Source organism: Thermosediminibacter litoriperuensis, from assembly GCF_008124715.1.
GTDB classification, from domain to species: domain Bacteria; phylum Bacillota; class Thermosediminibacteria; order Thermosediminibacterales; family Thermosediminibacteraceae; genus Thermosediminibacter; species Thermosediminibacter litoriperuensis.
This window is the reverse complement of record NZ_VNHO01000031.1, coordinates 1-23,173: the sequence shown is the minus strand read 5'-3', so window position 1 is coordinate 23,173 and position 23,173 is coordinate 1. Positions and strand designations below refer to the sequence as shown.

Genomic DNA, 23,173 nt, shown 5'->3' with positions numbered 1-23,173 from the left:
GATATAAGACACACCCAATGGGGTAAAGAACTATACAAAATGCGCGGCCAGACCATCGAGCGGGTATTTGCCGATGCGAAGGAAAAGCATGGCATGCGCTATACAAATCTACGAGGCTTGAGGAAAGTCGGACATTACCTCACGCTTCTTTTCGCATGCATGAATTTAAAAAAGCTGGCTTTATGGAAGAAAAGACGGGGAACGTTTCCGCCAACAGTCCCCGCTTTACATTCGTTTTTCTTAAAAATTTTCTTCGCCTTCAACAAAAAGCCGCTTTTAGGATGCATAACCTAAAAGCGGCTTTGTCTACAAGCTGAAAGAGCCCAATGGGCTCTATAAGATTTTTTTGCTTTTCGGATTATAAATTAATTCAATTCGACTAATATCTTTGATATTGACCGCTACGTAATATGTATTATTTTCACTATTATCTTCCAATATTTCAGATTCATAACTATATGCTATGTAGTTTGATAATAAAATATAATGGTTAGCTCCATCTCCAGATTGCCCGTATTTTATTAATGCCCCTTCATAAATAATCTTCTCCGATGGTATATATACTCTTGCCCATACTCCATGCGTGAAATCTAGAATATCTAGCCATATATTTGATTGTGGTGTTCTATATATTTTAAGAAATTGAAGCATCCAACTAAAAGAATAGCTTGTTATAAACTTCGATATAGCAAATCCCAGAAATACTGAAAGAATGAGTATGAATACAATCGTCTTCGGAGAATCAATCGGGGCTACTGCTTTTATTAAATTTACTAAAAGATAACTTATAACTAAGCTTTTTAATATAATGTGATTGTCTTTATTTATTTCTTGTGTCAAATTAAAAGCGATTATCCATAAAATAATATAACCTGGAACGACATAAATAATTAATGTTGGAAGTGCTTCTATAATGTTTTTTATTTGTACAACATTTGCCATTGTTTCTGTCATTGCTTCGGTTGCTTAGGCGGTTGAGTAGTTGGTCTAGGAAAATCGGGTTTTGGCAATTTATGTGATTTTTCATTTTCATGCTTCGGAATTGGATCTCTTCTTATGAATTTGTCTGAATTTTTAGAGCGACTCATTACTTTCCCTCCCTTCCGTCTTCGTACTTCTACATTCGGGAGGGATTTCCTTCCAATTGTCGAAAAATTCTTTGCCCCAGTTCCCACCCCTGACCCTGTAAGGAATGTTGTACCCGTCATTAAAGTACTGCCAGTTTCATAAAAAAGCCCGAAGGCTGTTAATCCGCTAAAATGTTAGTTTTATTTGCAGAGAAGTCCCATTTTGATGGATTTCTCTTTTTGTTAATAGTATCAATTGCAATTCTAAACAGAGCCTTTTTGGAAATTGTGGTTTCAAATGTATACGGTTCGCCTCCACCAAATGTAAATTATAACTGATACGATTGAAAGTCCTTAGTGATAAGGGCTTTTTAGTTTTTTAGAGGGAAAATTAGACATCTTTAAAAAATCTAAAATTGACCTTCTACGCCGTTAAGGTAAAGCTCGAAAAAGCCTCTTTTTCAAAACAGAATTTACAAAATTTCTCAAATAAGTATGTAAATCATTTACAAAGGAAAGCGGATATATTTTGTAAAATTTATAAAATAATTTATCAAAAATGACATTTATTAACAAAAAGGAGTGACATGCTTTGTCCCTTATGCTTGCAGTGATTATTTTGGTTTTAACTTTATTTTCAGCTAATTTATGGTTTCAATTATCATCGATGAAAAAGATAAATGCAAAAATAAATAACCTCCTAGAATCCTATTCAAAAGGAGAACTGTTATTTGAAAACATCGACAAAAATACGGTCAAATATTTACCATCTCTGGAAACTCTGCAAAAATCTCTACAAAATATAATATACCACCTTTTGAAGAACTCTGCCGAAATATCCGATGTTTCTACTAATATAAACAAGTCATCTAAAAATCTAGAAAATAACTTAAACAATTTAAACGATATAATTGCCTCCTTTTTAAAAAATGTGGCGGATATAAACGACAGGATAGTAAACAGCGCAGCCATTTCAGAAGAGCTTTACGGCAGTATAAATGAGATAGCTTCTTTTTCCTCAAAAGCTTTGGACACCTCAAAAAACGCCTCTTCAGACCTGGATTTGAGCCTCAAATCCATAGAAGACGCGGTATCCATTATGGATGAACAAAGCGGAGAAATACTTAAGATTTCTTCGGAAATTGCAGGCCTAAAAAATTTATTGGAAAAAATTTCTTCGGTTTCCGACAGCATAAACCAGATATCTACTCAAATAAACCTGCTTTCCTTAAATGCCTCCATAGAGGCTGCAAGGGCAGGTGTTGCCGGAAAAGGTTTTGTAGTGGTAGCGGAAGAAATTAAAAAACTCGCCGACGAAACATCAAAATTCTCTAAGGAAATTTTAAAACTCGTAAACGATATACAATCGTATATACAAAATACCTCACAAAACTTCGAGCAGAGCCTTAATAAGGTAGAAAAACAAAAATCCGTAACCGACAAGGCAAGGCAAAGTCTATCGAATATCAATCAGGTTATGAGGACAATAGAGGAAATTATAAACAATATATCCCAAAATATTCAATCCCAAGCTCAGGCTACGGAACAAATGGCGGAAAATATTCAGGATGTATCCAGCTTTTCCTCAGAAATCACCGATTCTATTAAAAACGTTGAGAATATCCTCGAAAAGCAAAAAGAATGCCTAAAAGAAAATTTTAACCAGGTTAATAACCTAAACAATTCCGTTTTGGAATTCCAAATTTTTACAAGGGAATTCGATGAACTTCTGGGAAAAAAATTATTGAATATAGCCGAAAAAATATCAGAAAGGCTTACGAAAGAAACCTTTTATATTGAAAAAATGCCTGAAATTGTTAATGAATACGGTGTCACCCAAGTCTGCATAACCGATGAAGATGGAGTTATAGTGCTGGATAATGATGAAAGAAGTTTAGGATTCCGTTTCCCGGAAGACGAAACCACTCAGGCCGGGGAATTTAGAAAAATTCTGAGAGGGGAAACGGAAAAGGTCGTGCAAAAACTGCAGCCGAGAAACGTGGACAACAGGCTTTATAAATTTGTAGGCGTAAAAAGAAAGGATAAACAGGGTATAGTCCAGGTAGCTCTCAGCATCGAGGATATTTTTAAATTGACACGATAAATCTTGCGGCAACAGCCGCTTTTTTTATTTTAGCGTCTTTGAAAAGTAATTTTTAAGCCACTATTTTCGGCATCTCCGCTTAATGGGCTTACGTCCTAGCGGAAGTGCCAGGTTCTTCTTTGGCAGCCATTTTAAATGATATTATAACATTTTTCTATATTATTTATGTTTTCTTGTTTTATTGTTGAAACCTCCAAAAACTCTATAATAAAAAGCAGGGTAAAATTCCCCGCTTTTTAAATTTCCCTTTTTCCAAACGTGTCTTCTAGGGAAATATATTTTGATTATGAATTCTTCATAATGATGTTTTCTATAATATCCGCCACATCTTCGCAGGCATCGCAGCACTATGCCTTAAAATCGCCCAACAATCCTATTTCGGCTGCCACTTTTTGCATGCCCCTTATGGTCTCTTCTATAAGGCGGTCCAGGTCTACACCGAGCATCCGGGCGCCTTCTTCGATGACCTCCCGGTTGACGCCGGCAGCAAAGCTTTTCTGCTTCCATTTCTTTTTTACAGATTTTACTGTAGTACTCATAATGCTCCTGTCGGGCCGCAGCAGAGCGGTGGCGGTAATAAGACCTGTCAGTTCATCGATTGTATAAAGTACCTTCTCCATCCTTTCAGTGGGTTCAACATCGACGCAGATTTTCCAGCCGTGGCTCTGCACAGCCTTTATGTATTCTTCAGGCCATCCTTCTTCTGTAAGGATCTCCCTTACTTTCTTACAGTGCTGTTCGGGGAATTTTTCGTAATCCAGGTCGTGAACAAGGCCTATAATTCCCCACTTCTCAACATCTTCACCAAAAAGTTCGGCAAAGTGGCGCATTACGGCCTCCACTGTGAGTGCGTGTTTGATGAGGCTCTCATTCTGGTTGTACTTTTTTAAAAGCGCAAAAGCTTCTTCTCGCGTGGTAATTTTTTCCATATATCAACCTCTCTCCCTTTTACAGCTCAATATTAATACGGCGTAAAAAGCCGGTCAGGGGATATATGACGGCACCATAAAAGGGGACGACTTCAGAAATTCAGGAAGCAGAGGCGCCGGCCCCGTGCTTTCTTATCCAATCCGCAGCCTTTCTCATGCGCTTTACGGTTTCTTCTTTTCCCAGGAGTACTATTATCTCAAAAAGCCCGGGACCCACGGTCCTTCCGGTGATGGCCAGGCGCGTGGGATGGATGAGCTCTGCGGCTTTAAGTCCCATACTGTCTGTCAGGCTCCTGAAGGCGTGTTCTGTAGACTCGTGGGTGAACTCATCCAGCCTTTCCAGGGCTTCGGCCCCTTTAAGCAGGAGTTCGGCGGCATTTTCTTTACAAAAATGCTTTTTTACGCCTTTTTCCTCGTATTCCGTCACATCTTTGAAGAAAAAGGCTATAGCGTCGGCCAGTTCGTCCAGAGTCTTGGACCTGTCTCTGGAAAGAGCTACCGCTTGCTTGATATATTCGTATTTTTTGCCGGATTCTTCTTCGGTGATGATACCTTTTTTGACCATGAAGGGAATTATCTGATCTGTTATATAATCCAGGTCCAGTTCCCTCAAATAATGGCCGTTGATCCAGGTGAGTTTTTTTACGTCGTATATGGCGGCGGTTTTGTTCACCCTCTCGAGGGTGAACTCCCTGACGGCTTTGTCCATATCGAATATCTCTTCGCTATCCAGCGGAGACCAGCCGAGCAGCGTCAGGTAGTTAATTATCGCCTGGGACAGGTACCCCTGGTCCCGGAATTCCTCCACCGAAGTGGCGCCGTGGCGCTTGCTCAACTTGCTCCGGTCGGGCGCCAGGATCATCGGCACGTGGGCGAACCGGGGAAGCTCGTATCCCAGGGCTTTGTACACCTGTATCTGCTTGGGGGTGTTGGAGAGGTGCTCCTCCGCCCTTATAACGTGGGTTATTTTCATGGCGTGGTCGTCCACCACACAGGCGAAGTTGTAGGTGGGCACGCCGTTGGATTTCATGATTATGAAGTCGTCCAGCACTGAATTTTCAAATACGACGGTGCCGCGGATGATGTCCTCGACAACCGTCTGCCCTTCCTGCGGTACCTTCAGCCTTATGACGGGTTTTCTACCTTCAGCTTCATATCTTTTCCTGTCCTCATCGCACAGGTTCCTGCACAACCCTTCGTACCTGGGGGCCTTTCCGGCCTTCATCATCTCCTCCCGCCGGGCCGCCAGTTCTTCCGGGGTGCAGTAGCAGTAGTAGGCCTTGCCTTCGTCCAGGAGCCTTTGAGCTTCTCTTCTGTAAAGCTCCAGGCGCTGGGATTGGAAGTAAGGCCCGTAGTCGCCGCCCTTCTCGGGGCCTTCGTCCCAGTCGAGGCCCAGCCACCTCATGGACCTCAATATCTGGGCCACCGACTCCTCCCTGGAGCGTTCGGTATCGGTGTCTTCTATCCTCAACACGAAAACCCCGTTGTTATGACGGGCAAAAAGCAGGTTGAAAAGAGCGGTCCTCGCGCCTCCTATGTGAAGGCTGCCGGTAGGACTTGGAGCAAATCTTACCCTGACTTTATCCGTCATCTATAACACTCCCAACATTTTGTTTTTTAGTCATTATAACATAATTTGCAAGCGTTATTTACATTATCTTTATTCAAGAAGCCCAGTACATCCTGGTATGCTTTAAGTACCGGAATTCCAAGCCTGCGGGATATTTCCCTTATGTCGTCGAATTCCGGGGTGATTCTCACGATTTCGTCGCCCCTTTTCGATACCTTTACCCTCACTTCTCCCAGGGGCGTACTTCTCGATTCAATCTTCCTTTCGAGTTTCACCCGGTCCGCTTCGTAAAATCTTACACCTATAGTGGTGGTCTCCTTTAAAATAGCTTCCGCCAGTTCCCGTCTTTTATCCGGGGGAGCGATGCAGGAAAGTTTAACAGCCGGACGGCTCTTCTTCATAATGACGGGCGTGAGGAATACGTCCAGCGCACCTTTTTCGAAAAGGCTTTCCATTATCTCTCCGTATAGCTGGGGATTCATGTCGTCTATGTTTGCCTCCATCACCACCACCCGGTCGGTTTCTGCATCATACTCTTTGGCTTTTAGAAGCACCGCCCTGAGCACATTGGGGGTCTCCCGATCTTTCTTTCCGAGGCCGTAGCCGATCTTCTCGGGGATGCCCCGAGGCATGGGGCCGAATTCCCCTGCAAAAACCGAAAGCAGTAGGGCCCCGGTGGGCGTGGTAAGTTCCCCTTCTTCGCCGGAGGAATACACCGGCACACCTTTGAGGAGCTCCATGGTCGCCGGAGCGGGTACCGGCAATATGCCGTGGGCGCATTCCACGGTGCCGCACCCCACGTTCACCGGCGAGGCCGCCACTTTAGCCGGTTTCAGCATATCCATCAGAATACAGGCACCCACTATATCCACGATGGAGTCGACCGCACCTACTTCGTGGAAGTGGATTTCTTCCGGGGCCTTTCCGTGTATCTTCCCCTCAGCAACAGCCAGCTTCAAAAAGGCTTCTTTGCTCTTTTGCTTAACCTCCGGTTTCAGCGAGCTTTCATCGATTATGTGGTAAATCTCCTTCAGGCCGCGGTGGGGGTGGTGTTCGTGGGCATTTATGTAAACGGCGGTGCCAAGGATGCCCTTTTTCACCGCTTTTTTGATTTCAATTTCGTAACCCGAAAGCGGCAATTTTTTGAGTTCTGTCAGAAACTCCCTCTCATCCACTCCCAGGTCCAGCAGGGCCCCCAGAAACATATCGCCGCTGATCCCGGAAAAACAGTCAAGATAAAGCACATCCATCCTCTTGTCCTCCCAGCTTGTTTATCTGGTGGGCTGCAAACCCCGCACCGAATCCGTTGTCTATATTGACGACGGTCAGCCCTCCGGCGCAGCTGTTGAGCATGGTCAGCAGTGCCGACAGCCCGGAAAAGCTGGCCCCGTATCCGACGCTGGTGGGCACGGCTATTACGGGTTTGTCCACCAGCCCTGCGACGACGCTGGCCAGAGCGCCTTCCATCCCGGCCACGACTATTATCACCTGGGCCCTTTTGAGCACCTCCATGTTCATAAAAAGCCGGTGTATTCCGGCGACTCCGACATCGTACAGTCTTTCCACCTTATTCCCCAGCAATTCGGCGGTCACCGCGGCTTCTTCGGCCACGGGTATATCGGAAGTACCGGCCGACACGACGGCGATTATGCCCTTATTTCGCGCCACCGTCGCCCTTTTTATGGCGAAGATCCGGGCATCCCTGTGATACTCGGCGTCGGGCGCTATTTTCTTTACCTCTTCAAACACCCTGGTGTCAGCCCTGGTGCCCATTATGTTAACGCCCTTTTCGAGCATTTGCCGGGTTATCCGGGCCACCTGCTCCGGGGTTTTGCCCTGGCAGAATATGACCTCCGGCACCCCGCGCCTCAGGGCCCTGTGGTGGTCGATTTTTGCAAATCCCAGGTCTTCGTACGGCAGGTCCCTGAGCAGCTGAAGGGCATCATCGATTGCCAGCTCTCCCCGGTGGACTTTTCCCAAGATCTCCCTTAATTTTTCCAAAGCTTCTTCTCCCCTTCTTTTAGCTCTTCGTTCATACTACCGGTCCTGTATCCGGCAAGGTCCAGCGAAACGTAGACGAAACCGAGCTTTTTCAACCCGGAAACCACTCTTTCCCTCAGGGCCCCGTCGAAAAACCTGTCTATCTCGCCGGGAGAAACTTCAATCCTGGCCAGGTCCCCGTGACTTCTTACCCTGTACTGGTAAAATCCGAGCTCCCGCAATAAAGCCTCGGCTCTTTCCACCCTGCCGAGCTTTTCTGCCGTTATTCTCTCACCGTACGGAAACCGGGAGGCAAGGCACGCAAAGGAGGGCTTGTTCCAGGTAGGAAGCCCCATTTCACGCGACAACGCCCTTATATCGGCTTTGGTAAGCCCCACTTCCTTCAGCGGGCTCAATACCCCCAGCTCGTCCTTCGCTCTCATGCCGGGCCTGAAATCCCCGGTATCGTCCATATTAGAACCGTCCAGCACGAAGTTAAAGCCCTTTTCTCGAGCCATTGCAACCAGCTTGCCGAAAAGCTCCCTCTTGCAGTGGTAACAGCGTTCCGGCGGATTTTCGGAAAACCCGGGTATTTCCAGCTCTTCCGAATCGATTATTTCATGGTTGGCTCCAAGCCTTTCGACCAGTTTCAGAGCTTCCTCCAGTTCCTTGGCGGGATAAGTGCTGGAACGCGCGGTAACCGCCAGTACGTTCTCTTTTCCCAGGACATCAAGACATACCTTCAAAAGAAAGGTGCTGTCCACTCCTCCGGAAAAGGCGACGACCACCCTTCCCAGATTCTTTATATAACTTTTGAGCCTTTCTAGTTTTTCCATTTCGACCAAAATTCAACCCCCCATTTAAACCAGATTGTTTTCGAATTCCCAGGCTATCCTTTCGGCCAGACGGCTGTACCTCATGGCCGCCCTGCTGTTGCGCACCGCGATGGCCAGGGCCTCCTTGGAACCCACCAGCACCATTAGCTTTCTGGCCCTGGTTATGGCGGTGTATAAGAGGTTTCGCTGGAGCATGACGAAGTGCTGGATGGTCACCGGCATAACCACCACGGGGAACTCGCTGCCCTGGCTCTTATGGACCGACAGGGCATAGGCCAGCGAAAGTTCCTCCAGTTCCTCGCCGGTATAGATTACGGTCCTCTCTCCACGGGCGTCGGGAAAGGATACCAAAATCCCCTCATCTTCATCTATCTCAACTATACGACCCAGATCGCCGTTAAATACTTCTTTCTCATAGTTGTTCTTAATCTGCATCACTCTGTCCCCTTCGCGGAATACAAAAGATCGGAAGGGAAACTCCTTTTTCCCCGGCACCGGAGGATTCAGCCTTTCCTGCAGCCGCAGGTTGAGGGAAAGCACCCCCACCGGAGTCTTCTTCATAGGCGTTATTACCTGTATATCCTCCATAGGATCGTAACCGCCGAACTTGGGGAGTCTCGAACACACCAAATCCAGGGTCCTATTCAGTACCTCCTCGGACTCCACAGCCTGTTCGAAGAAAAAATCCCTGCCTTTCACATTCAGGTACGGAAAAAGGCCCCTGTTTATCCGGTGGGCATTCACCACGATCATACTCTCTCTGGCCTGGCGGAAAATCTCGTCCAGCATGACCACTGGAATTCGGCCGCTGTCGATTATTTCCCGCAGCACGCTTCCAGGCCCCACCGACGGCAGCTGGTCTTTATCGCCGACCAACACCAGCCTTGCAAAAGGCTTTAAAGCGGAGAGCAGGTGGTGCATCATGAGTATATCCACCATGGAAGTCTCATCGATTATCACCACGTCTTCGTCCAGGGGATTATCCCGGTTTCTGCCGAAGGCCATGCCGCCCTCGCCGTAAGCCCTGTATTCCAGCAGGCGGTGGATGGTCTTAGCTTCCATCCCCGTGGCCTCGGTCATCCGCTTGGCGGCCCTTCCCGTCGGTGCCGCCAGTATCACTTTCAAATTCCGCCCTTCGAAAAACTCGATGAGGCACCGTATTACCGTGGTCTTGCCGGTGCCGGGACCGCCGGTAATGACCAGAACGCCGGACGAGGCGGCTTTTTCGATGGCTTCCCGCTGTCTTGCAGCAAGTTTTATACCGCACCTTTTCTCTATCTCGCTTATTTCTTCGGGAGTTACTTTTAAAGGCCGAGTTTCACCCAGGCCTGCCAGGAGAAACAGCTTTCTGGCCACCGATTTCTCGGATACGTAAAAGGGCGCCAGGTACACCTCCCGTTTTTCAGGCGGGCCTTCCACGACTATATCTCCCTTTTCCTCAAGAGCCGGCAGGACCTTGCTTATCCGGTCCTCGTCCACTTCCAGCAGTGAAGACACCCTCTTTAAAAGCTCCGGCGCGGGCAGGAAGACGTGACCCTCGTCGGTCGCCCGGTGAAGGGCATATTTAACTCCAGCGGCCAGCCGCTCCGGCGAGTCCATTTCCATGCCCATCATCCGGGCGATTTTATCGGCGGTTTTAAACCCGATACCGTAGACCTCATCGGCGAGCCTGTAAGGGTTCTGTTTCAGTACCTCTATGGCCTTTTCCTTATAGGCTTTATACACTTTTACGGCCACACCGGGGCCGATGCCGTACTGCTGCAGGAAAAGCATTATCTCCCGGGTTTCCTTCTGCTCGGCAAAGGAGCGGACTATCATTTCGAGCCGCTTTTGCCCGATTCCTGCTATTTCCATAAGCCGGTGAGGCGACGAAGCCAGTACCTCGAGGGCGTTTTCTCCGAATCTCTCCACGATCTTTTTGGCGGTGGCGGGGCCGATGCCCTTTACCGCTCCGGAGGCCAGATAGTTTTCTATTTCCCCCACCGTAGCGGGCACCAGGGTCTCGTAGGATTCTATTCTGAGCTGGTAGCCGTGCCTTTCATGCATGACCCAGCGGCCCTTGAGCCTCAACACCTCTCCTACCTCCAGGGAGGGGAAATACCCCACGGCGGTCACTACTTCGCCGGAATCCCTAACCTGCACCCTGGCGACGGTGAAAAAATTTTCCTCGTTGTAGTAGGTGATCCTTTCCACAACTCCCTCGAGTTCGACCATCAAAAGCACCTCATAACAAACTTTCTTACACTTTTATATCATTTTTGCCATCACCATGCAACAATAAAAAAAGCCCTGGTAAAGGGCGAAAATTTTTTTGTTCAGTTCAGTTTTCTGAATTCTACCACCCTGTTCCTGCCTTTCTGCTTAGCGCCAAAGAGCAGAGCCTGGTCTGCCTTGCGCACCAGTTCCTTAACGGTCAGGGCGTCGTCGGGACAGGATGCCACTCCAGCGCTTATTGTAATGAATATCTTTTTACCCGTATCCGTCTGGGCGAATTCGGTGCTTTCCACTACCTCCCTTATCCTCTCGGCGATGGCGTAAGCCTCCGCACCCGAGGTATCCGGCAGTATTATGACGAATTCTTCTCCGCCGTAGCGTCCAACTATATCATTGTTCCTCACGTTGTCCCTTAATACTTCGGCAAGTTTCTTTAATATGCTGTCCCCTACCAGATGGCCGTACCTGTCGTTGTAGGATTTGAAATGATCGATGTCTATGATTATCAGGCTGAACATCCCACCGCTATTTTTCACCCGGCTGACCATGGACTCTAACTCTTCGTATATGTACCGGTGATTGTAAAGCTTGGTCAAGCTGTCGGTGACGGCAAGCTTGCTCGTCCTGTCGAAAAGCCTGGCGTTGGAAATGGCCACAGCCGCCTGATTGGCCAGGATGCTCATTATTTTCAGATGCTTGTTATTATATGCATTTTTCTTGTTGGAAGTCAGTGTAATGGCGCCAATTATATCGTTGTTGTTGATCATCGACACCGACATTATGGATTTGGTATTGAGCGGCAGCCCGGGAATCTGGCGGAATCTGGGATCTTTTTTGCAGTTGTTGACTATCTCTCCCCTTCCCCTCAACAGGGTGCTGCCGGTTATTCCCTCGCCGGGTTTAAGCCTGAAATCCTTTATCGAATCGCTGTAAAACCCCTCGTACATCAAGGGCACCAGTGCGTCCTGCTGGTATACGAAGAGGCTGATGGTGTCCCAGGGAGCCACGCTCTTCGCCGAATCGAAGATTATCTCCAGTACCTCCTGGGTGTTTAAAGTTGAGGTCATGGTCGCCGCCACATCGTAAAGGGCCGTAAGCTCCCGATTGGTGGCGATCAGACCCATGTAGAGTTTATATATATATACCATAAGGAAATAAGGAGCAAATCCGAGAAGTGCCGCAAAAAACCCCACGTATGGAAAATGAAGATAATAGCCGAAATGCCTGTAGAGCTGAACCGTTAATAAACCTCCAGGCACGGAAATGGTATAGGTTGTCAGGTCCGCTTCCAGGGACTTCAGCCACTTGCGGAAAGTATAGTCTCTAGTCCCAAAGGAAATGTAAAACTCTACCAGCAGGTTGTTGAGGATAAAATACATGAAAATGCCCAATACCTGAGCAAAAACCTCACTCAGGCCGCCTCTTTTTAAAAGTATGTAAACTCCAGCACCTCCGAAAAAGCTGACCATATACTGGCCTACATTAAAGCAAACCACATCCAGGTTTTCCCTAAGGTTTCCGTTCCTGTACCTTATGTATGCCTGGCTCAAAAGGGTGCTGAGAGCCTTCATAACCGCTGCGGGTATGAATCCAAAGATGAAAAGCGCCGCGTATATGAATCCGAACTCCATACTGAGATAGGTGTTGTTGAACTGGACCGCGTTCAGTTCGGATATGAACATGAACAGGAGGAAGATAAGATATTGCCACCAGGGCTGTTCCAGCTGAAAACCGTAATATCCCGTATGTAGTATCAAAAGGCCTGTCCCCGTTACGGCCAGTATTTTGGTATACCTCGTTCTTGATATCATAGCCCCCGTGCCCCCGCCGGTAAATACACCGGTAAATATTTTAGTGTATATTATTCTACACAAATAGTACATATCCTTTTTTTGTATAAAAAAAAAAGACCCTTTTTTCTCAAGGGCCACACCAAGAAAGAAAGGGGGGCACAAAAGAACTAAGGGGTAAACTTTGAGAAGAATAGGGCTTTACAATTTTAATTATAATTTATCGACAATATTTTTCAAATCAAACACTTGTCCTAATTTTTATGGGATTTTAGACCCATTTCGACTTTCTTCGTTGAAGTCAAACGATCAAGATATACCTCAATTTCCCCGGGGGTCAGCCTGCTGCAGTTCATAACCACGGTAAATGGCGATTTTTGAAAATCCAGCCTGCAATTTTCCTCGATATCAAACCCGAATTCTGCCGAAAGCCTCTCTAAAATTTCGAGCGTACCGTCCATCGAACCTTCATCGACGACCACCACCGCCTCCGAATTCTCAAAAACACCCCGCCTTGCCAGGCTCCTGATGATCCCTTCGATTTTCTCCTCCATGTCCTTCACGAGCAGTACTATCTCCGGTTTCCTGCGCGGGGCGGCCCGTCCGAAAAACCTTACGGCCAGAAGTTCAAAAACCATATAAGTGCCAATAGTCGCAAGGAAAGCCATTACGATCAGGCCCGGGTCCAGCTTTTCCCATACGGCTGACAATCCAGTTCCCCCCTTAGATAAACCCCTTTATGTCTATATTTATTCGGAGGGAACTTCTTTTGTGTCTCAAACCAGATTATTTTTCAAAGCATAAACGGCCACCTGGGTCCTGTCCATGAGGTTCAATTTTCTCAGGATACTGCTCACATGATTTTTTACGGTCTTTTCGCTGATTCCTAGTTTTTCGGATATCTCAATATTGCTCATGCCCTCAGCTATGTACGCCATTACTTCCTTTTCTCTGGCCGTCAGCGGACGGCTGGCTCTGGCTATGGGCTGGCTCAGCCGGTTGTACTCGGCTATCAGGGCGCGGGTAAGGGTCGGCTGTATGTAAGTCTCTCCCCTGCTCACCGCCCTCACCGCTTCCACCAGCGCCTGGGGGTCGATGTCTTTCAAGAGGTACCCGGATATGCCGGTTTTTAAAAGCTCCAGCAGGTACTCTCTATCATCGTAGATGGTCAGGATGATAACTTTTACCTTCAGGTTTTCCTTTTTCAGCACCCGGGTGGCTTCTACTCCGTTGAGTTTCGGCATATTGATGTCCATCAGCACCACATCGGGAGCCTTGGTCCTGACCTCTTCGATGGCTTCCAGGCCGTTGGATGCCTCTCCAACCACTTCAATGTCGCTTTCCATTTCCAGGATCTTTTTCAGGCCCTTCCGCACCAGTACATGGTCGTCAGCCAGAACCACGGAAATCTTTGACATTTCAATTCCTCCTCTCTCTTAGGGGTATAGAAATGTAAATACCAGTCCCGCGGCCCGGTTCAGACCTGATCCTGATAGTACCCTTCAGAAGATCGACCCTTTCCCTTATATTCACCAGGCCGAAATGTCCGCCGTCTTCTGAAAGCAGTCTGACATCTTCAAATTGGAAGCCTACGCCGTTGTCCTCGATATATAAATTCACTGCATCGAAGGCAAATTCGAGTTTAACCACCACATTACTGGCTCTGGCATGCTTTTTTATATTGCTGAGAGCTTCCTGTATAACCCGAAAAAGGGTTATTTCAACAGTGGAATCCAGCCTTCTCTTATCTCCTATTATCGCCAGGTCTACGGAAACGCCGGTGTCCTCCTGGAACTCGGCGCAGTATCTTCTGATAACGGCTTCTAATCCCAGGTCGTCCAGCGCCGCCGGTCTCAGGTTGAATATTATCTTCCTGATTTCCCTGATGCAGTTCCTGACCAGTTCCTTTAATTCCCTCAATTCCTTCCTGGCCCTTTCTACATCCTTTTCGTAGAGTTTTTCGCATACATCCACCTGGAGCAAGATGTTGGCCATTACCTGGGCCGGCCCGTCGTGGATCTCCCGCGCTATAAATTTGCGCTCCTCTTCCTGGGCTTTTATTATCTGGGCGGCAAAGGTCTGTTTTTGGTTTATGTCCGTCAGCTTTTCCGAGAGGCCCATCAGGCTGCCTTTTAAGAAGTTGAGCGCTACCCCAATATGAAGGGTAAGTTCCTCCGCCTGTTTTAACATCTCCTGCATATTTTTATAACTACGCTCCATTTCGTCCCTTTTCTCGCGGAGCTGTACTTCCCTTTCCCTTTCTACGGTGAGCTTTATCTGAATTTCCCGTGCGTGCTCGTACGCCGCCTTTATATCCTCTTCACCGTATTTGTTGAACTCTCTGCTGACCACCATGAGTTTGTACCGGGACGCCCTTTCCTGCTTCTGCAGCTCGTCCACCGTCTGGATAGTATCCGCAATCCTCACCTTGAGCTGGTCCAGTTCCTTATGGAGACGTTCGCACTCTCTTTTAGCGTGCTCGGCTATTCTGAATATCTCCTCCTGACCTTTCTCTACGGCTTCTATGGTGTTTTTTATTATGTTATCCAGGTATTTTACATCCAGGCGGTTTTTTTTCAAAAATATCCCTCCCGGAATTTATCAATAATATATTTTTGACAAAAATCACCAAAATTCCTGCTAAATCCCAAAAATTTAGCAGCCTTTTTAAAGGCTGCTCGCTTGTTTCCTGAGTATTTCCGCCTTGTCGGTTTTTTCCCAGGGCACGTCCAGATCCGTCCTGCCGAAATGTCCGTATGCCGCCACCTGTTTATATATGGGCCTTCTCAAATCCAGGTCCCTTATTATGGCTCCGGGGCGAAGGTCGAAGTTGTCGATTATGAGCTTTTGTATTTTTTCTTCGGGGATCACCCCGGTGCCGAAGGTATCCACCATTATTGAGACCGGGTGGGCTACACCAATGGCATAGGCCACCTGCACCTCGCACTTTTTGGCCAGACCCGCCGCGACGATGTTTTTGGCGACGTATCTTGCAGCGTAGGACGCGGAGCGGTCTACTTTTGTAGGATCCTTGCCCGAAAAGGCGCCGCCGCCGTGGCGGGCATAACCACCGTAGGTATCCACTATTATCTTGCGCCCGGTGAGGCCGGAGTCACCGTGGGGACCTCCCACCACAAACCTGCCGGTGGGGTTGATGTAAAATCTGGTGTCTTTATCTATGAGGTCTTCAGGAATTACCTTTTTTATTACAGCCTCAATTATGTCGTGCCTAAGAGTCACAAGATCCACCGTGGATTTGTGCTGTGCCGATACCACCACCTTGTCCACTCTGACGGGCCTTCCGTCCTCGTATTCTACGGTAACCTGGGTCTTTCCGTCGGGCCTTAAGTAAGGCAAAAGTCGAGTTTTCCTCACTTCGGCGAGCCTGCGCGCCAGCTTGTGGGCCATCATAATGGGCAGGGGCATGAGTTCGGGGGTTTCGTCCACCGCAAAACCGAACATCATTCCCTGGTCTCCGGCACCTATCCGGTCCAGCTCGTCCCCGCAGCCCTCTTCCCGTATCTCGTATGCGGCATCGACGCCTACTGCTATGTCGGGCGACTGTTCGTCGATGGAGGTTATAACCGCACAGGTATCGCAATCAAAACCGTACTTGGCTCTGGTGTAGCCGATTTCCCTGATGGTCTCCCGGGCAATCCTGGGTATGTCCACGTAACAATCACAGGTAATCTCACCCATGACCATCACGAGGCCTGTGGTTACCGCGGTTTCGCACGCCACCCTAGCCATAGGGTCCTTTTCCAAAATCGCGTCCAGAATCGCGTCGGAAATCTGGTCGCATATTTTATCCGGGTGCCCTTCGGTAACCGATTCAGAAGTAAACAAAAACTTCCTGCCCATTTCCATTCCTCCTGTTATGCTCTAGTCAAAGGCCTCCGGATTCACCCTCATGTCGAAACCGTTTTTCATGTTGACGAGGGCCACCCGCAGGCTTTCTATAACCATTCTCTGTATAAAGGGGTGGTGGTGAAGGGGTTTTATATCCATATGCATCATCGCCGAAAGCACCACCTTTACCAGTTCCCTTTCTCCCATCTTGTTCAGAAAATCCGCCGCGAGCTCCAGCATGCGTCTGAGCATTGCCGCTCGGGGCTCTATCAGCTCGGATGTAAATCTGGCAAAAAGATTTTCGGCCTTTGAAACCGTCATCTTTTTTATATAATACCCGTTTTTTGACTTGTGCTCTTCTGCGTAATCGTAAACCCTGGGTTCCGCCACAAACCAGTCCTCAAAAAGGCGGTAGTTGAAAAGGTCGAAGGTATCTTTAAAGTAATCCCTGTTCTCTCTTATTGCTTTCAGGTCGTACTCGCTGAAATCCGGCCTGTAAACCTTTGGGGTTATTCGGCATGACATGCTCTGCTCTATGATGCCCTTCCAGAAAAAGAACTGGTAGGGCGCCGGATTGCCAAGCTGGCAGTTCCAGTAATACGCATCGCGGATCAATGAGACGGCGTGTTCGGCGTTCGTCTCCATAACCACGGTGCTCCTTGAAAGATCCCTCACGGAATTGTTGAATTCCCGGCCGGTTATCTGTGAGATGCTCCAGCAGTCTTTAATGCCCTCTGAAGAATTCATGAGCAGGTTCATGGAGCACAGCTTCCGGTTTTTGGCCGGATTTCTCCACGCAATCCAGAGGGCCCTGCTTCCCAGGCCGTCTACAGAGGAGAGTACTATTTTAGTGGGTTTTTTAAATGCCACCGGAGGATCGTACGGCTCTTCGATGACGCCGCTGAACTTTAACCTGAGGCTTTCCCTTTCGACGGTCTTTTTCACCCTGTCGTTCGTGACTTCCCGGGACAGCCTGTTCAGCGCGTGAAGCGCTCTGCCGGTTTTTATCCTGCCCAGGGCTCTAGCAGCCTCTTCGGCTACAGGGACGTCGTCGGTCTTTGCCAGAATCTCCAGCAAAACCACCGCTTTCTCCAGCCGGTGCTCCCCTATGTCCCTTATATACGCCAGCCTGACGTCCGGGGGAAATTCCTGCAGGTCATCCAGGATATACGGTATCAAAAAATAATCCCTGTTTATATCGTCTATCATCTCCGTCAGGGACTGGGTGGCGATCTTTTCAAAGTCGCTCATTATATCGTCCAGCGGCAGATCCCCGGTATCCACACCGTAATGGGACAGCACCGCCAGGATCCTGGCTTTCACCCTGTCCGACACCTGGGGCATAACCAGGATGTCCATCAGCGGGCCCACGAGCCTGTGGTCGTTGGCGTATTCCAGGGCATAACACACTATAGGGGCCAGTTCCTCATCGCTTTCCTTCAGCTTGGAAAGGCAAACAGAAACGACCAGGTCGCCCATGCTGAACAGCTTTTTCATTGACTTATCAAGCTGTCCTACGGTATAATCCTTATTCTTCAAAGCCTCCAGATAGGCCAGAATCTCTCTTTTGATCAGCAGGCTGTAATCGACCTTAGAGGCTTTTTTTCGAGACTTCCTTTGCATTTTGTACTCCTTTCCCAGAGGCGAAGTAAGACCCTATTAATTATATTATAGTCGGGCTTATTGTGCAATGTCGTTTATTTTTCATTGACCTGGCCATAGGAGGTACGGTAAAAATTCCTGAGGAACTGTACTTCGCCTTCGGTAAGAGAAACGGGATTCCCGACAATTTTTGACTTAATGAAAATCTCTGCACTCTTTTCTACCATGAGGCTGAGCTTGAAGGCTTCCTCCAGGTCCCTGCCGACGGTGACTACCCCGTGATTTGCCAGCAACACTGCATTTCTATCCCCCAGAGCTTCCACCGCGTACCTGGCCAGTTCCCGGGACCCGGTGGGAGCGTAACTTGCCACCTTAACAGGCCCTCCCACCATGGAAGCCATATCCTCCATGATGCACGGGATCTCCATCCTGGCGGCGGCACAGGCGCCGGCATTGGTGCTGTGGGTATGGATTATCGCCCGCACGTCGGGCCTGGCCCGGTAGATAGCGGCATGCACCGGCGTTTCCACCGAGGGTTTCCTACCGGGGACCAGGGGGTTTCCGTCGATGTCGACCTCCACTATGTCATCGGGCTCCAGGATAGAGTAGTTCATGCCGCTGGGCGTTATGACAAAAACGTCGTTATCCCCGTTACGAGCGCTTAAATTACCCCAGGTAGCCACAACGAGACCTTCTCTGACTATTTTTTCACCGTATTCTACCACCAGTTGCTTTATCTTCAGGAGAAACATTATGAATTGCACCCGCCTTGAATTTTATCCCCACAGATTGAGCCCCGTAACCTCATCGCGCTTTCTCTCGAGGGTAGGGCCTAGAAGTTCTCTTATATAAAACTCGCCCGCAAAAACCTCCGTCCCTTCCACCACGTGGCCGCCGAAAGCGCTGCCTTCGTGATTGGACAGAACTATGTGAAGGTGCAGCGCCGGTTTACCGTCGATTTTCGATATATTGCCGGTACAGCTCAAAATCTCCAGGGGGCCTTCCAGGGCTACGTTGTGGTAGACCTTTTTATCCTGGTCGTATATTGCTACCACCGATTTTTTGCAGGCTCCAATTACCTCCACGACGCCGGTTTCTATATCCTTTTCCCGGACTAGGGAAAGCAGGGAAAGAAAAAGATCGCTCCCGTAATCCAGCCTTCCCACGAATTCCCGGCCTGCCTTGTACTCGTTTACTATCATATTTCCTCCTCCTTCAACCCATCCGGGCGGTCTTCAACTCTTCTCCGCATTTGCAGCCGCGATTTTCGGGGATTCTCTCGATTATGGAATATATGAGGTCCTTCAGCTTACCCAGATTTTCGTTGAAGACCTTAAGCACCATTTCATGGCTCACCGGCTCCACATCCGGGTGGCCTTCCAGGCCTACGTCGTAATCGGTTACCAAAGTAATATTAGCATAGCACATTTCCATCTCCCGGGCAAGGACTACTTCCGGGTACTGGGTCATGTTTATTACTTCCCATCCATGGCTTGAAAACTCGCGGCTCTCGGCTTTTGTCGAAAACCTGGGACCCTGGACCACCACGACGGTTCCCCTTTCGTGAACCGGAAGGCCCTTCTCCTTCGCCACCTCGATGGCTATTTTCCTGAGTTCAGGGCAGTATGGCTCCGCGCCGCCTATATGGGTCGTTACGGGACCGTCGTAAAAGGTGTCCTTTCTCCCCCAGGTGCGGTTGACAAACTGGTCGCAGATGACAAAATCCCCCGGCTTTATGTGGGGCTGCAGGCTGCCCGATGCACAGGGGCCCAGTATTCTTGTCACGCCCAGCTGTTTGAGCGCATAGATATTTGCCCTGTAGTTTATCATGTGCGGCGGATACCTGTGGTCCTTGCCGTGTCTCGGCAGGAAGGCCACGGTCTTATCCTTGATCCTGGCAAGAGCTATTTTGTCGCTGGGAGCTCCGTACGGAGTTTCAACGGTGATCTCTTTTACATCGTCCAGAAAGGCGTAAAAACCCGTGCCCCCTATAACTCCTATATCCGCTTTAAACTGCATATATGTAACCCTCCCCTATTCAGGTTTTACATAAGCTATTTTACTATTTTTTTGCCACACTTTCAAAAGTTTTTCTAGAATCTTTATGTTGGCCTGTTCGTTGAGGCCGGTTTTTTCTACATCCTCTCTGTTAAAAAACACCCGGTCAACCGGCACCCTCCACTCTCCGCATACGTCGGCCCCGGCGATGGGAGCTGTAGCGCCTATTACCTCGATGAAATCCAGGAGTTCGTCGAGGCTCATGAAACCCTGGTCCCAGTTGGTGGCAGCATCCTTTTGCGAAAGCACGTCCTTGTCTATGCTTATATACACAGGCCCTCCCGACTTCATAAGCTCCTCTACGATTACCGATACCATCTTATCGTGAGGCAGGTCCTCCGGTAATAAGACAGCCCTGCAGTCGGAAGAAGCCTTTAATAGAGCCTCGTCTCCGGAGCTCACCCCTACTACCAGGCATTTTTTCACCTTACCTTCGGCGAGGACCTGAGCCACCCATGACCCGCACGTGACGTAACCATTGGGTGACTCGAGCATATCCGAGTGATGATCGAAAAGTATGAGCACGGGCTTTGGGCTTATCCTGTCTATGAAGTGCGCGGACAGGTGGTGAAAATCCGCCGGGCCCAGAAAGGTTATCCCCGGCTTTGAAGACTTAAGGTTTTGCTTCACCTTCATAAAATACTTCTTTTCACTGCAGAACCTGAGGCCCGTCGCCCCCTTCAGATCGAGAATAAAATTTGCCTTTTTCATGAGGTTTTTCTGGAAAGATAAGCTCTCATCACTCCTCACTATATTCACCGCAGGCAATGCCATAAGACATGCCTCCCAAGTTTTTGAATATTCTACTAATATTATACGCCAGGTGTCAATAATTTCAGATTTGTAATGGAAAAAAAAGGGGCTATCCACAAGGAAAGCCCCTTTCTTCATGATTATTTATTTCTTTCCAGCTTTGAGGCAATATTTGCGAAATAGGTAAAACCTCCAAAATAAATCAAAAGCATCACGACCATCCAAATGGCGGTTTTTGCGTTCACTTACTTCACCTCTTTAGCGGCGGACTTTGTAACATCAATGGTTATATACGGAGATTTTGCCTTAATCCAGTCTGCAAGCCGGTAGTTCAGGGTAAACCACACGATTGCAGAAATTGCCCACTGCAGTACCATAGTTCCTACGCTGAAGGTTTCAAAGGGGTCCCACCAGTTGTCGGGATACCAGCTTATTGCCTGAACGACCCACCATCCGAATAGTATTGCAAACATCACAGGGAATAGAACTATGCAGTAGTTCCACCAGCGCCCGATGTAAATATCGCTGGTTTTATTGATGATTTCGGTCCTAATTCTTTCAATACCGTATCTATACGCTGCAATTGCAAATAAAAGACCGCTTATCAAAAGCCCTACGCCCCATACCCAGTCCTGGTTATCGAGGAACGCTGCACTGTAAGCCGAGGGGATGCCAAGTATAAATCCACCTATAGAAATTAATAACGTAGCCTTCTTCCTGTCATAACCGGCATCTATGAAGTTTTTAACACCCACTTCTATCATAGGAAGAAGAGAAGATAGAGCAGCAAGTGAAAGCGCAAGGAAGAATATAGCTGCAACAATCTGTCCTCCCGGCATTGTCGGGAAAAGTTTAGCGAGGTATATAAATGTAAGACCGGTATTCCCAGCTTTTAATGCATCCATAGCTGCCTGAGGTGTTGCCGAAAGGGCAAATACGGTCGGCAGCACGGCTAATGCTCCGAGCATTGCGCCGCAAGCATCTCCGAACACTATCATGAAGCTGTTAACACCGATATCATCCTTCTCTTTCATGTATGTTGCATAAGTGAGCATCAGTGCCCAACCAGCACCGGTAGACCAGGATGATTGTGCAAAAGCGTTAAGCCACACCTTTGGATTTCCCAAAGAAGCCCATTTCGGAACGAATAAATACTCGAGTCCCAAACCTGATCCCGGCTGCATTATCGCCCAAACCGCCGCAATCAAAAGAGATATGAAAAGCGAAGGAATCATTATTTTGTTTGCAAGTTCCAGTCCACCCTGGACCCCTCTGTAAACGATATAACCGCCTATTAGCACGGCTATTAAATGGAACAAAATGGTTTGAGAAGGATCGTGAATAAAGCTGTTCCATAGCGCCTCGGAATCCATACCCGCCTTAAAAGCACCTGTTAATGCATATACGAAATACCTTAATGCCCACCCCAGGACTACCGCATAATAAAACATTATTGCAAGGCAGGTAAAACCTATCCATGCGCCAATCCATGTATACTTTTTCCCCATAAAATCTCTGAAAGCGCCTATTGTTCCTAGCCTTGTTGTTTTACCTATAGAAATTTCCAACATTACTAAAGGCGCAGACCAAACTAAATTGGCAACCAGATAGGCAATTAGAAAGGCACCACCGTCATTTGTACCTACCATTCGCGGGAAACGCCAGATATTTCCCGTGCCTACCGCCATCCCCAAAGAAGCTAAAATAAACCCTATTCGGCTTCCCCATTCTTCGCGCTTTTCGCCCATTATTTTCCCTCCTCGTATAACATGCAAAAAACATTTTTAAAAAGCAGGCATATATCCCCCCTTCATAACAAGTTATTAAAATCAAAAGGTTCTGGTCCTGTTAGAATATTATATTATTTCTGTATTAGATATATTTTTCCTGCTATTCTATGTAATTTATTATCTTTTTTTTTAACAGCTATTCTCCAGTGCCTTCTTACGATTTTACGAACAAAAAACCCCCCCGGAAAGTGATATGCTCCCCTTGTAGTAGACAGTTGAAATAATAAAAACTGTTACTTCAAGGGGGGCATATTTTTATGAGTCGAAAACCAAAAGTTTCTTTTGAGCAAAAATTATCTGCTGTAAAAGATTATCTAGAAGGCAGGAAAACCCAAAGGCAGCTAGCAAAAGAATATAATGTTGACCATTCTTCAGTACGGCTGGATTTCTAATTATCAAGCAATGGGAGAATCAGGATTAATTACTTCCTCAAAAAATACAAGCTATTCCCAAGAACTGAAATATACAGCAGTTAAGGAATATCTTTCAGGTAATGCTTCAAAACTAGATATATGCAAGAAATATAAAATTCGCTCAACAAAGCAACTATCCGATTGGGTTTTGAAGTATAATGGTCATGAGAGGCTAAAATCTTCGGGATCAGGAGGAAAACCAATCATGACCAAAGGAC

21 protein-coding genes are annotated in these 23,173 nt (G+C 47.7%); 3 read left to right on the top strand and 18 right to left on the bottom strand.

Features of this window, described 5'->3' with window-relative positions; translation table 11 throughout:
* Positions 1-294 (top strand): transposase (locus LZ11_RS10615; protein WP_222927248.1); only part of this gene is annotated, 294 nt, incomplete at its 5' end.
* 39 nt (positions 295-333) lie between these two features.
* Here LZ11_RS10615 and LZ11_RS10610 read toward each other — a convergent pair.
* The gene (locus LZ11_RS10610; protein ID WP_148867855.1) at positions 334-942 is read right to left on the bottom strand and encodes a DUF6338 family protein; all 609 of its coding nucleotides are present in this window, start codon (positions 940-942) and stop codon (positions 334-336) included.
* Between the two features lie 726 nt (positions 943-1,668).
* On the opposite strand from LZ11_RS10610, the gene LZ11_RS10605 reads away from it, so the two are divergent.
* On the top strand, positions 1,669-3,171 hold the full coding sequence (locus LZ11_RS10605; RefSeq protein ID WP_246110802.1) for a methyl-accepting chemotaxis protein: 1,503 nt from the start codon (positions 1,669-1,671) through the stop codon (positions 3,169-3,171).
* A 347-nt stretch (positions 3,172-3,518) separates the two neighbouring features.
* Here LZ11_RS10605 and LZ11_RS10600 read toward each other — a convergent pair whose 3' ends face one another.
* The 17 genes from LZ11_RS10600 to LZ11_RS10520 all read right to left on the bottom strand — a co-directional run bounded on the left by LZ11_RS10600 (position 3,519) and on the right by LZ11_RS10520 (position 22,500).
* On the bottom strand, positions 3,519-4,100 hold the full coding sequence (locus LZ11_RS10600) for an HDIG domain-containing metalloprotein (protein ID WP_148867853.1): 582 nt from the start codon (positions 4,098-4,100) through the stop codon (positions 3,519-3,521).
* Between the two features lie 100 nt (positions 4,101-4,200).
* Positions 4,201-5,691: a glutamate--tRNA ligase gene (gene gltX / locus LZ11_RS10595; protein WP_148867852.1), complete on the bottom strand. Its 1,491-nt coding sequence runs from the start codon at positions 5,689-5,691 to the stop codon at positions 4,201-4,203.
* Between the two features lie 26 nt (positions 5,692-5,717).
* Positions 5,718-6,920: a nickel pincer cofactor biosynthesis protein LarC gene (larC, locus tag LZ11_RS10590; protein ID WP_148867851.1), complete on the bottom strand. Its 1,203-nt coding sequence runs from the start codon at positions 6,918-6,920 to the stop codon at positions 5,718-5,720.
* Positions 6,901-7,671: a nickel pincer cofactor biosynthesis protein LarB gene (larB, locus tag LZ11_RS10585; RefSeq protein WP_148867850.1), complete on the bottom strand. Its 771-nt coding sequence runs from the start codon at positions 7,669-7,671 to the stop codon at positions 6,901-6,903. The genes larC and larB overlap by 20 nt, the downstream gene beginning before the upstream one ends.
* On the bottom strand, positions 7,659-8,486 hold the full coding sequence (larE, locus tag LZ11_RS10580) for an ATP-dependent sacrificial sulfur transferase LarE (RefSeq protein WP_187695077.1): 828 nt from the start codon (positions 8,484-8,486) through the stop codon (positions 7,659-7,661). Before larE ends, larB begins: the two co-directional genes overlap by 13 nt.
* Positions 8,487-8,510: 24 nt before the next feature.
* Positions 8,511-10,700: an SF1B family DNA helicase RecD2 gene (gene recD2 / locus LZ11_RS10575; protein ID WP_148867848.1), complete on the bottom strand. Its 2,190-nt coding sequence runs from the start codon at positions 10,698-10,700 to the stop codon at positions 8,511-8,513.
* Positions 10,701-10,801: 101 nt separating this feature from the next.
* Positions 10,802-12,511, bottom strand: coding sequence for a sensor domain-containing diguanylate cyclase (locus LZ11_RS10570; RefSeq protein ID WP_170240365.1), 1,710 nt, complete (start codon positions 12,509-12,511; stop codon positions 10,802-10,804).
* A 233-nt stretch (positions 12,512-12,744) separates the two neighbouring features.
* Complete coding sequence (locus tag LZ11_RS10565; RefSeq protein ID WP_148867846.1) at positions 12,745-13,200, bottom strand: glycosyltransferase family 2 protein; 456 nt, start codon at positions 13,198-13,200, stop codon at positions 12,745-12,747.
* Between the two features lie 66 nt (positions 13,201-13,266).
* Entirely contained in the window at positions 13,267-13,908 is a 642-nt protein-coding gene (locus LZ11_RS10560) for a response regulator (RefSeq protein WP_148867845.1), read from the bottom strand.
* Position 13,909: 1 nt separating this feature from the next.
* On the bottom strand, positions 13,910-15,070 hold the full coding sequence (locus LZ11_RS10555; RefSeq protein WP_148867844.1) for a sensor histidine kinase: 1,161 nt from the start codon (positions 15,068-15,070) through the stop codon (positions 13,910-13,912).
* Between the two features lie 87 nt (positions 15,071-15,157).
* Entirely contained in the window at positions 15,158-16,351 is a 1,194-nt protein-coding gene (gene metK / locus LZ11_RS10550; protein WP_148867843.1) for a methionine adenosyltransferase, read from the bottom strand.
* 21 nt (positions 16,352-16,372) lie between these two features.
* Positions 16,373-17,962: a HEAT repeat domain-containing protein gene (locus LZ11_RS10545; protein WP_148867842.1), complete on the bottom strand. Its 1,590-nt coding sequence runs from the start codon at positions 17,960-17,962 to the stop codon at positions 16,373-16,375.
* Between the two features lie 74 nt (positions 17,963-18,036).
* On the bottom strand, positions 18,037-18,693 hold the full coding sequence (locus tag LZ11_RS10540) for a class II aldolase/adducin family protein (RefSeq protein WP_148867841.1): 657 nt from the start codon (positions 18,691-18,693) through the stop codon (positions 18,037-18,039).
* Positions 18,694-18,717: 24 nt separating this feature from the next.
* Positions 18,718-19,143: a PPC domain-containing DNA-binding protein gene (locus LZ11_RS10535; RefSeq protein WP_148867840.1), complete on the bottom strand. Its 426-nt coding sequence runs from the start codon at positions 19,141-19,143 to the stop codon at positions 18,718-18,720.
* Between the two features lie 13 nt (positions 19,144-19,156).
* Positions 19,157-19,960 (bottom strand): S-methyl-5'-thioadenosine phosphorylase, encoded by an 804-nt coding sequence (locus LZ11_RS10530; RefSeq protein WP_148867839.1) that lies wholly within the window; start codon positions 19,958-19,960, stop codon positions 19,157-19,159.
* A gap of 15 nt (positions 19,961-19,975) precedes the next feature.
* Complete coding sequence (locus tag LZ11_RS10525) at positions 19,976-20,773, bottom strand: arginase family protein (RefSeq protein ID WP_170240364.1); 798 nt, start codon at positions 20,771-20,773, stop codon at positions 19,976-19,978.
* A 224-nt stretch (positions 20,774-20,997) separates the two neighbouring features.
* Positions 20,998-22,500 carry a sodium-dependent transporter gene (locus tag LZ11_RS10520; protein ID WP_148867837.1) on the bottom strand — a complete coding sequence of 501 codons (1,503 nt, stop codon included), beginning with the start codon at positions 22,498-22,500 and terminating at the stop codon, positions 20,998-21,000.
* A 402-nt stretch (positions 22,501-22,902) separates the two neighbouring features.
* On the opposite strand from LZ11_RS10520, the gene LZ11_RS10515 reads away from it, so the two are divergent.
* Positions 22,903-23,173 (top strand): transposase (locus LZ11_RS10515; RefSeq protein ID WP_170240363.1); only part of this gene is annotated, 271 nt, incomplete at its 3' end.

Excerpts from the sequence above, each read along its gene's own strand:
- LZ11_RS10610 (WP_148867855.1), bottom strand. The coding sequence starts at position 942 with ATGGCAAATGTTGTACAAATAAAAAACATTATAGAAGCACTTCCAACA.
- LZ11_RS10605 (WP_246110802.1), top strand. The coding sequence starts at position 1,669 with ATGCTTGCAGTGATTATTTTGGTTTTAACTTTATTTTCAGCTAATTTA.
- LZ11_RS10600 (WP_148867853.1), bottom strand. The coding sequence starts at position 4,100 with ATGGAAAAAATTACCACGCGAGAAGAAGCTTTTGCGCTTTTAAAAAAG.
- gltX (WP_148867852.1), bottom strand. The coding sequence starts at position 5,691 with ATGACGGATAAAGTCAGGGTAAGATTTGCTCCAAGTCCTACCGGCAGC.
- larC (WP_148867851.1), bottom strand. The coding sequence starts at position 6,920 with ATGGATGTGCTTTATCTTGACTGTTTTTCCGGGATCAGCGGCGATATG.
- larE (WP_187695077.1), bottom strand. The coding sequence starts at position 8,486 with ATGGAAAAACTAGAAAGGCTCAAAAGTTATATAAAGAATCTGGGAAGG.
- recD2 (WP_148867848.1), bottom strand. The coding sequence starts at position 10,700 with ATGGTCGAACTCGAGGGAGTTGTGGAAAGGATCACCTACTACAACGAG.
- LZ11_RS10570 (WP_170240365.1), bottom strand. The coding sequence starts at position 12,511 with ATGATATCAAGAACGAGGTATACCAAAATACTGGCCGTAACGGGGACA.
- LZ11_RS10560 (WP_148867845.1), bottom strand. The coding sequence starts at position 13,908 with ATGTCAAAGATTTCCGTGGTTCTGGCTGACGACCATGTACTGGTGCGG.
- metK (WP_148867843.1), bottom strand. The coding sequence starts at position 16,351 with ATGGGCAGGAAGTTTTTGTTTACTTCTGAATCGGTTACCGAAGGGCAC.
- LZ11_RS10545 (WP_148867842.1), bottom strand. The coding sequence starts at position 17,962 with ATGCAAAGGAAGTCTCGAAAAAAAGCCTCTAAGGTCGATTACAGCCTG.
- LZ11_RS10540 (WP_148867841.1), bottom strand. The coding sequence starts at position 18,693 with ATGTTTCTCCTGAAGATAAAGCAACTGGTGGTAGAATACGGTGAAAAA.
- LZ11_RS10535 (WP_148867840.1), bottom strand. The coding sequence starts at position 19,143 with ATGATAGTAAACGAGTACAAGGCAGGCCGGGAATTCGTGGGAAGGCTG.
- LZ11_RS10530 (WP_148867839.1), bottom strand. The coding sequence starts at position 19,960 with ATGCAGTTTAAAGCGGATATAGGAGTTATAGGGGGCACGGGTTTTTAC.
- LZ11_RS10525 (WP_170240364.1), bottom strand. The coding sequence starts at position 20,773 with ATGGCATTGCCTGCGGTGAATATAGTGAGGAGTGATGAGAGCTTATCT.
- LZ11_RS10520 (WP_148867837.1), bottom strand. The coding sequence starts at position 22,500 with ATGGGCGAAAAGCGCGAAGAATGGGGAAGCCGAATAGGGTTTATTTTA.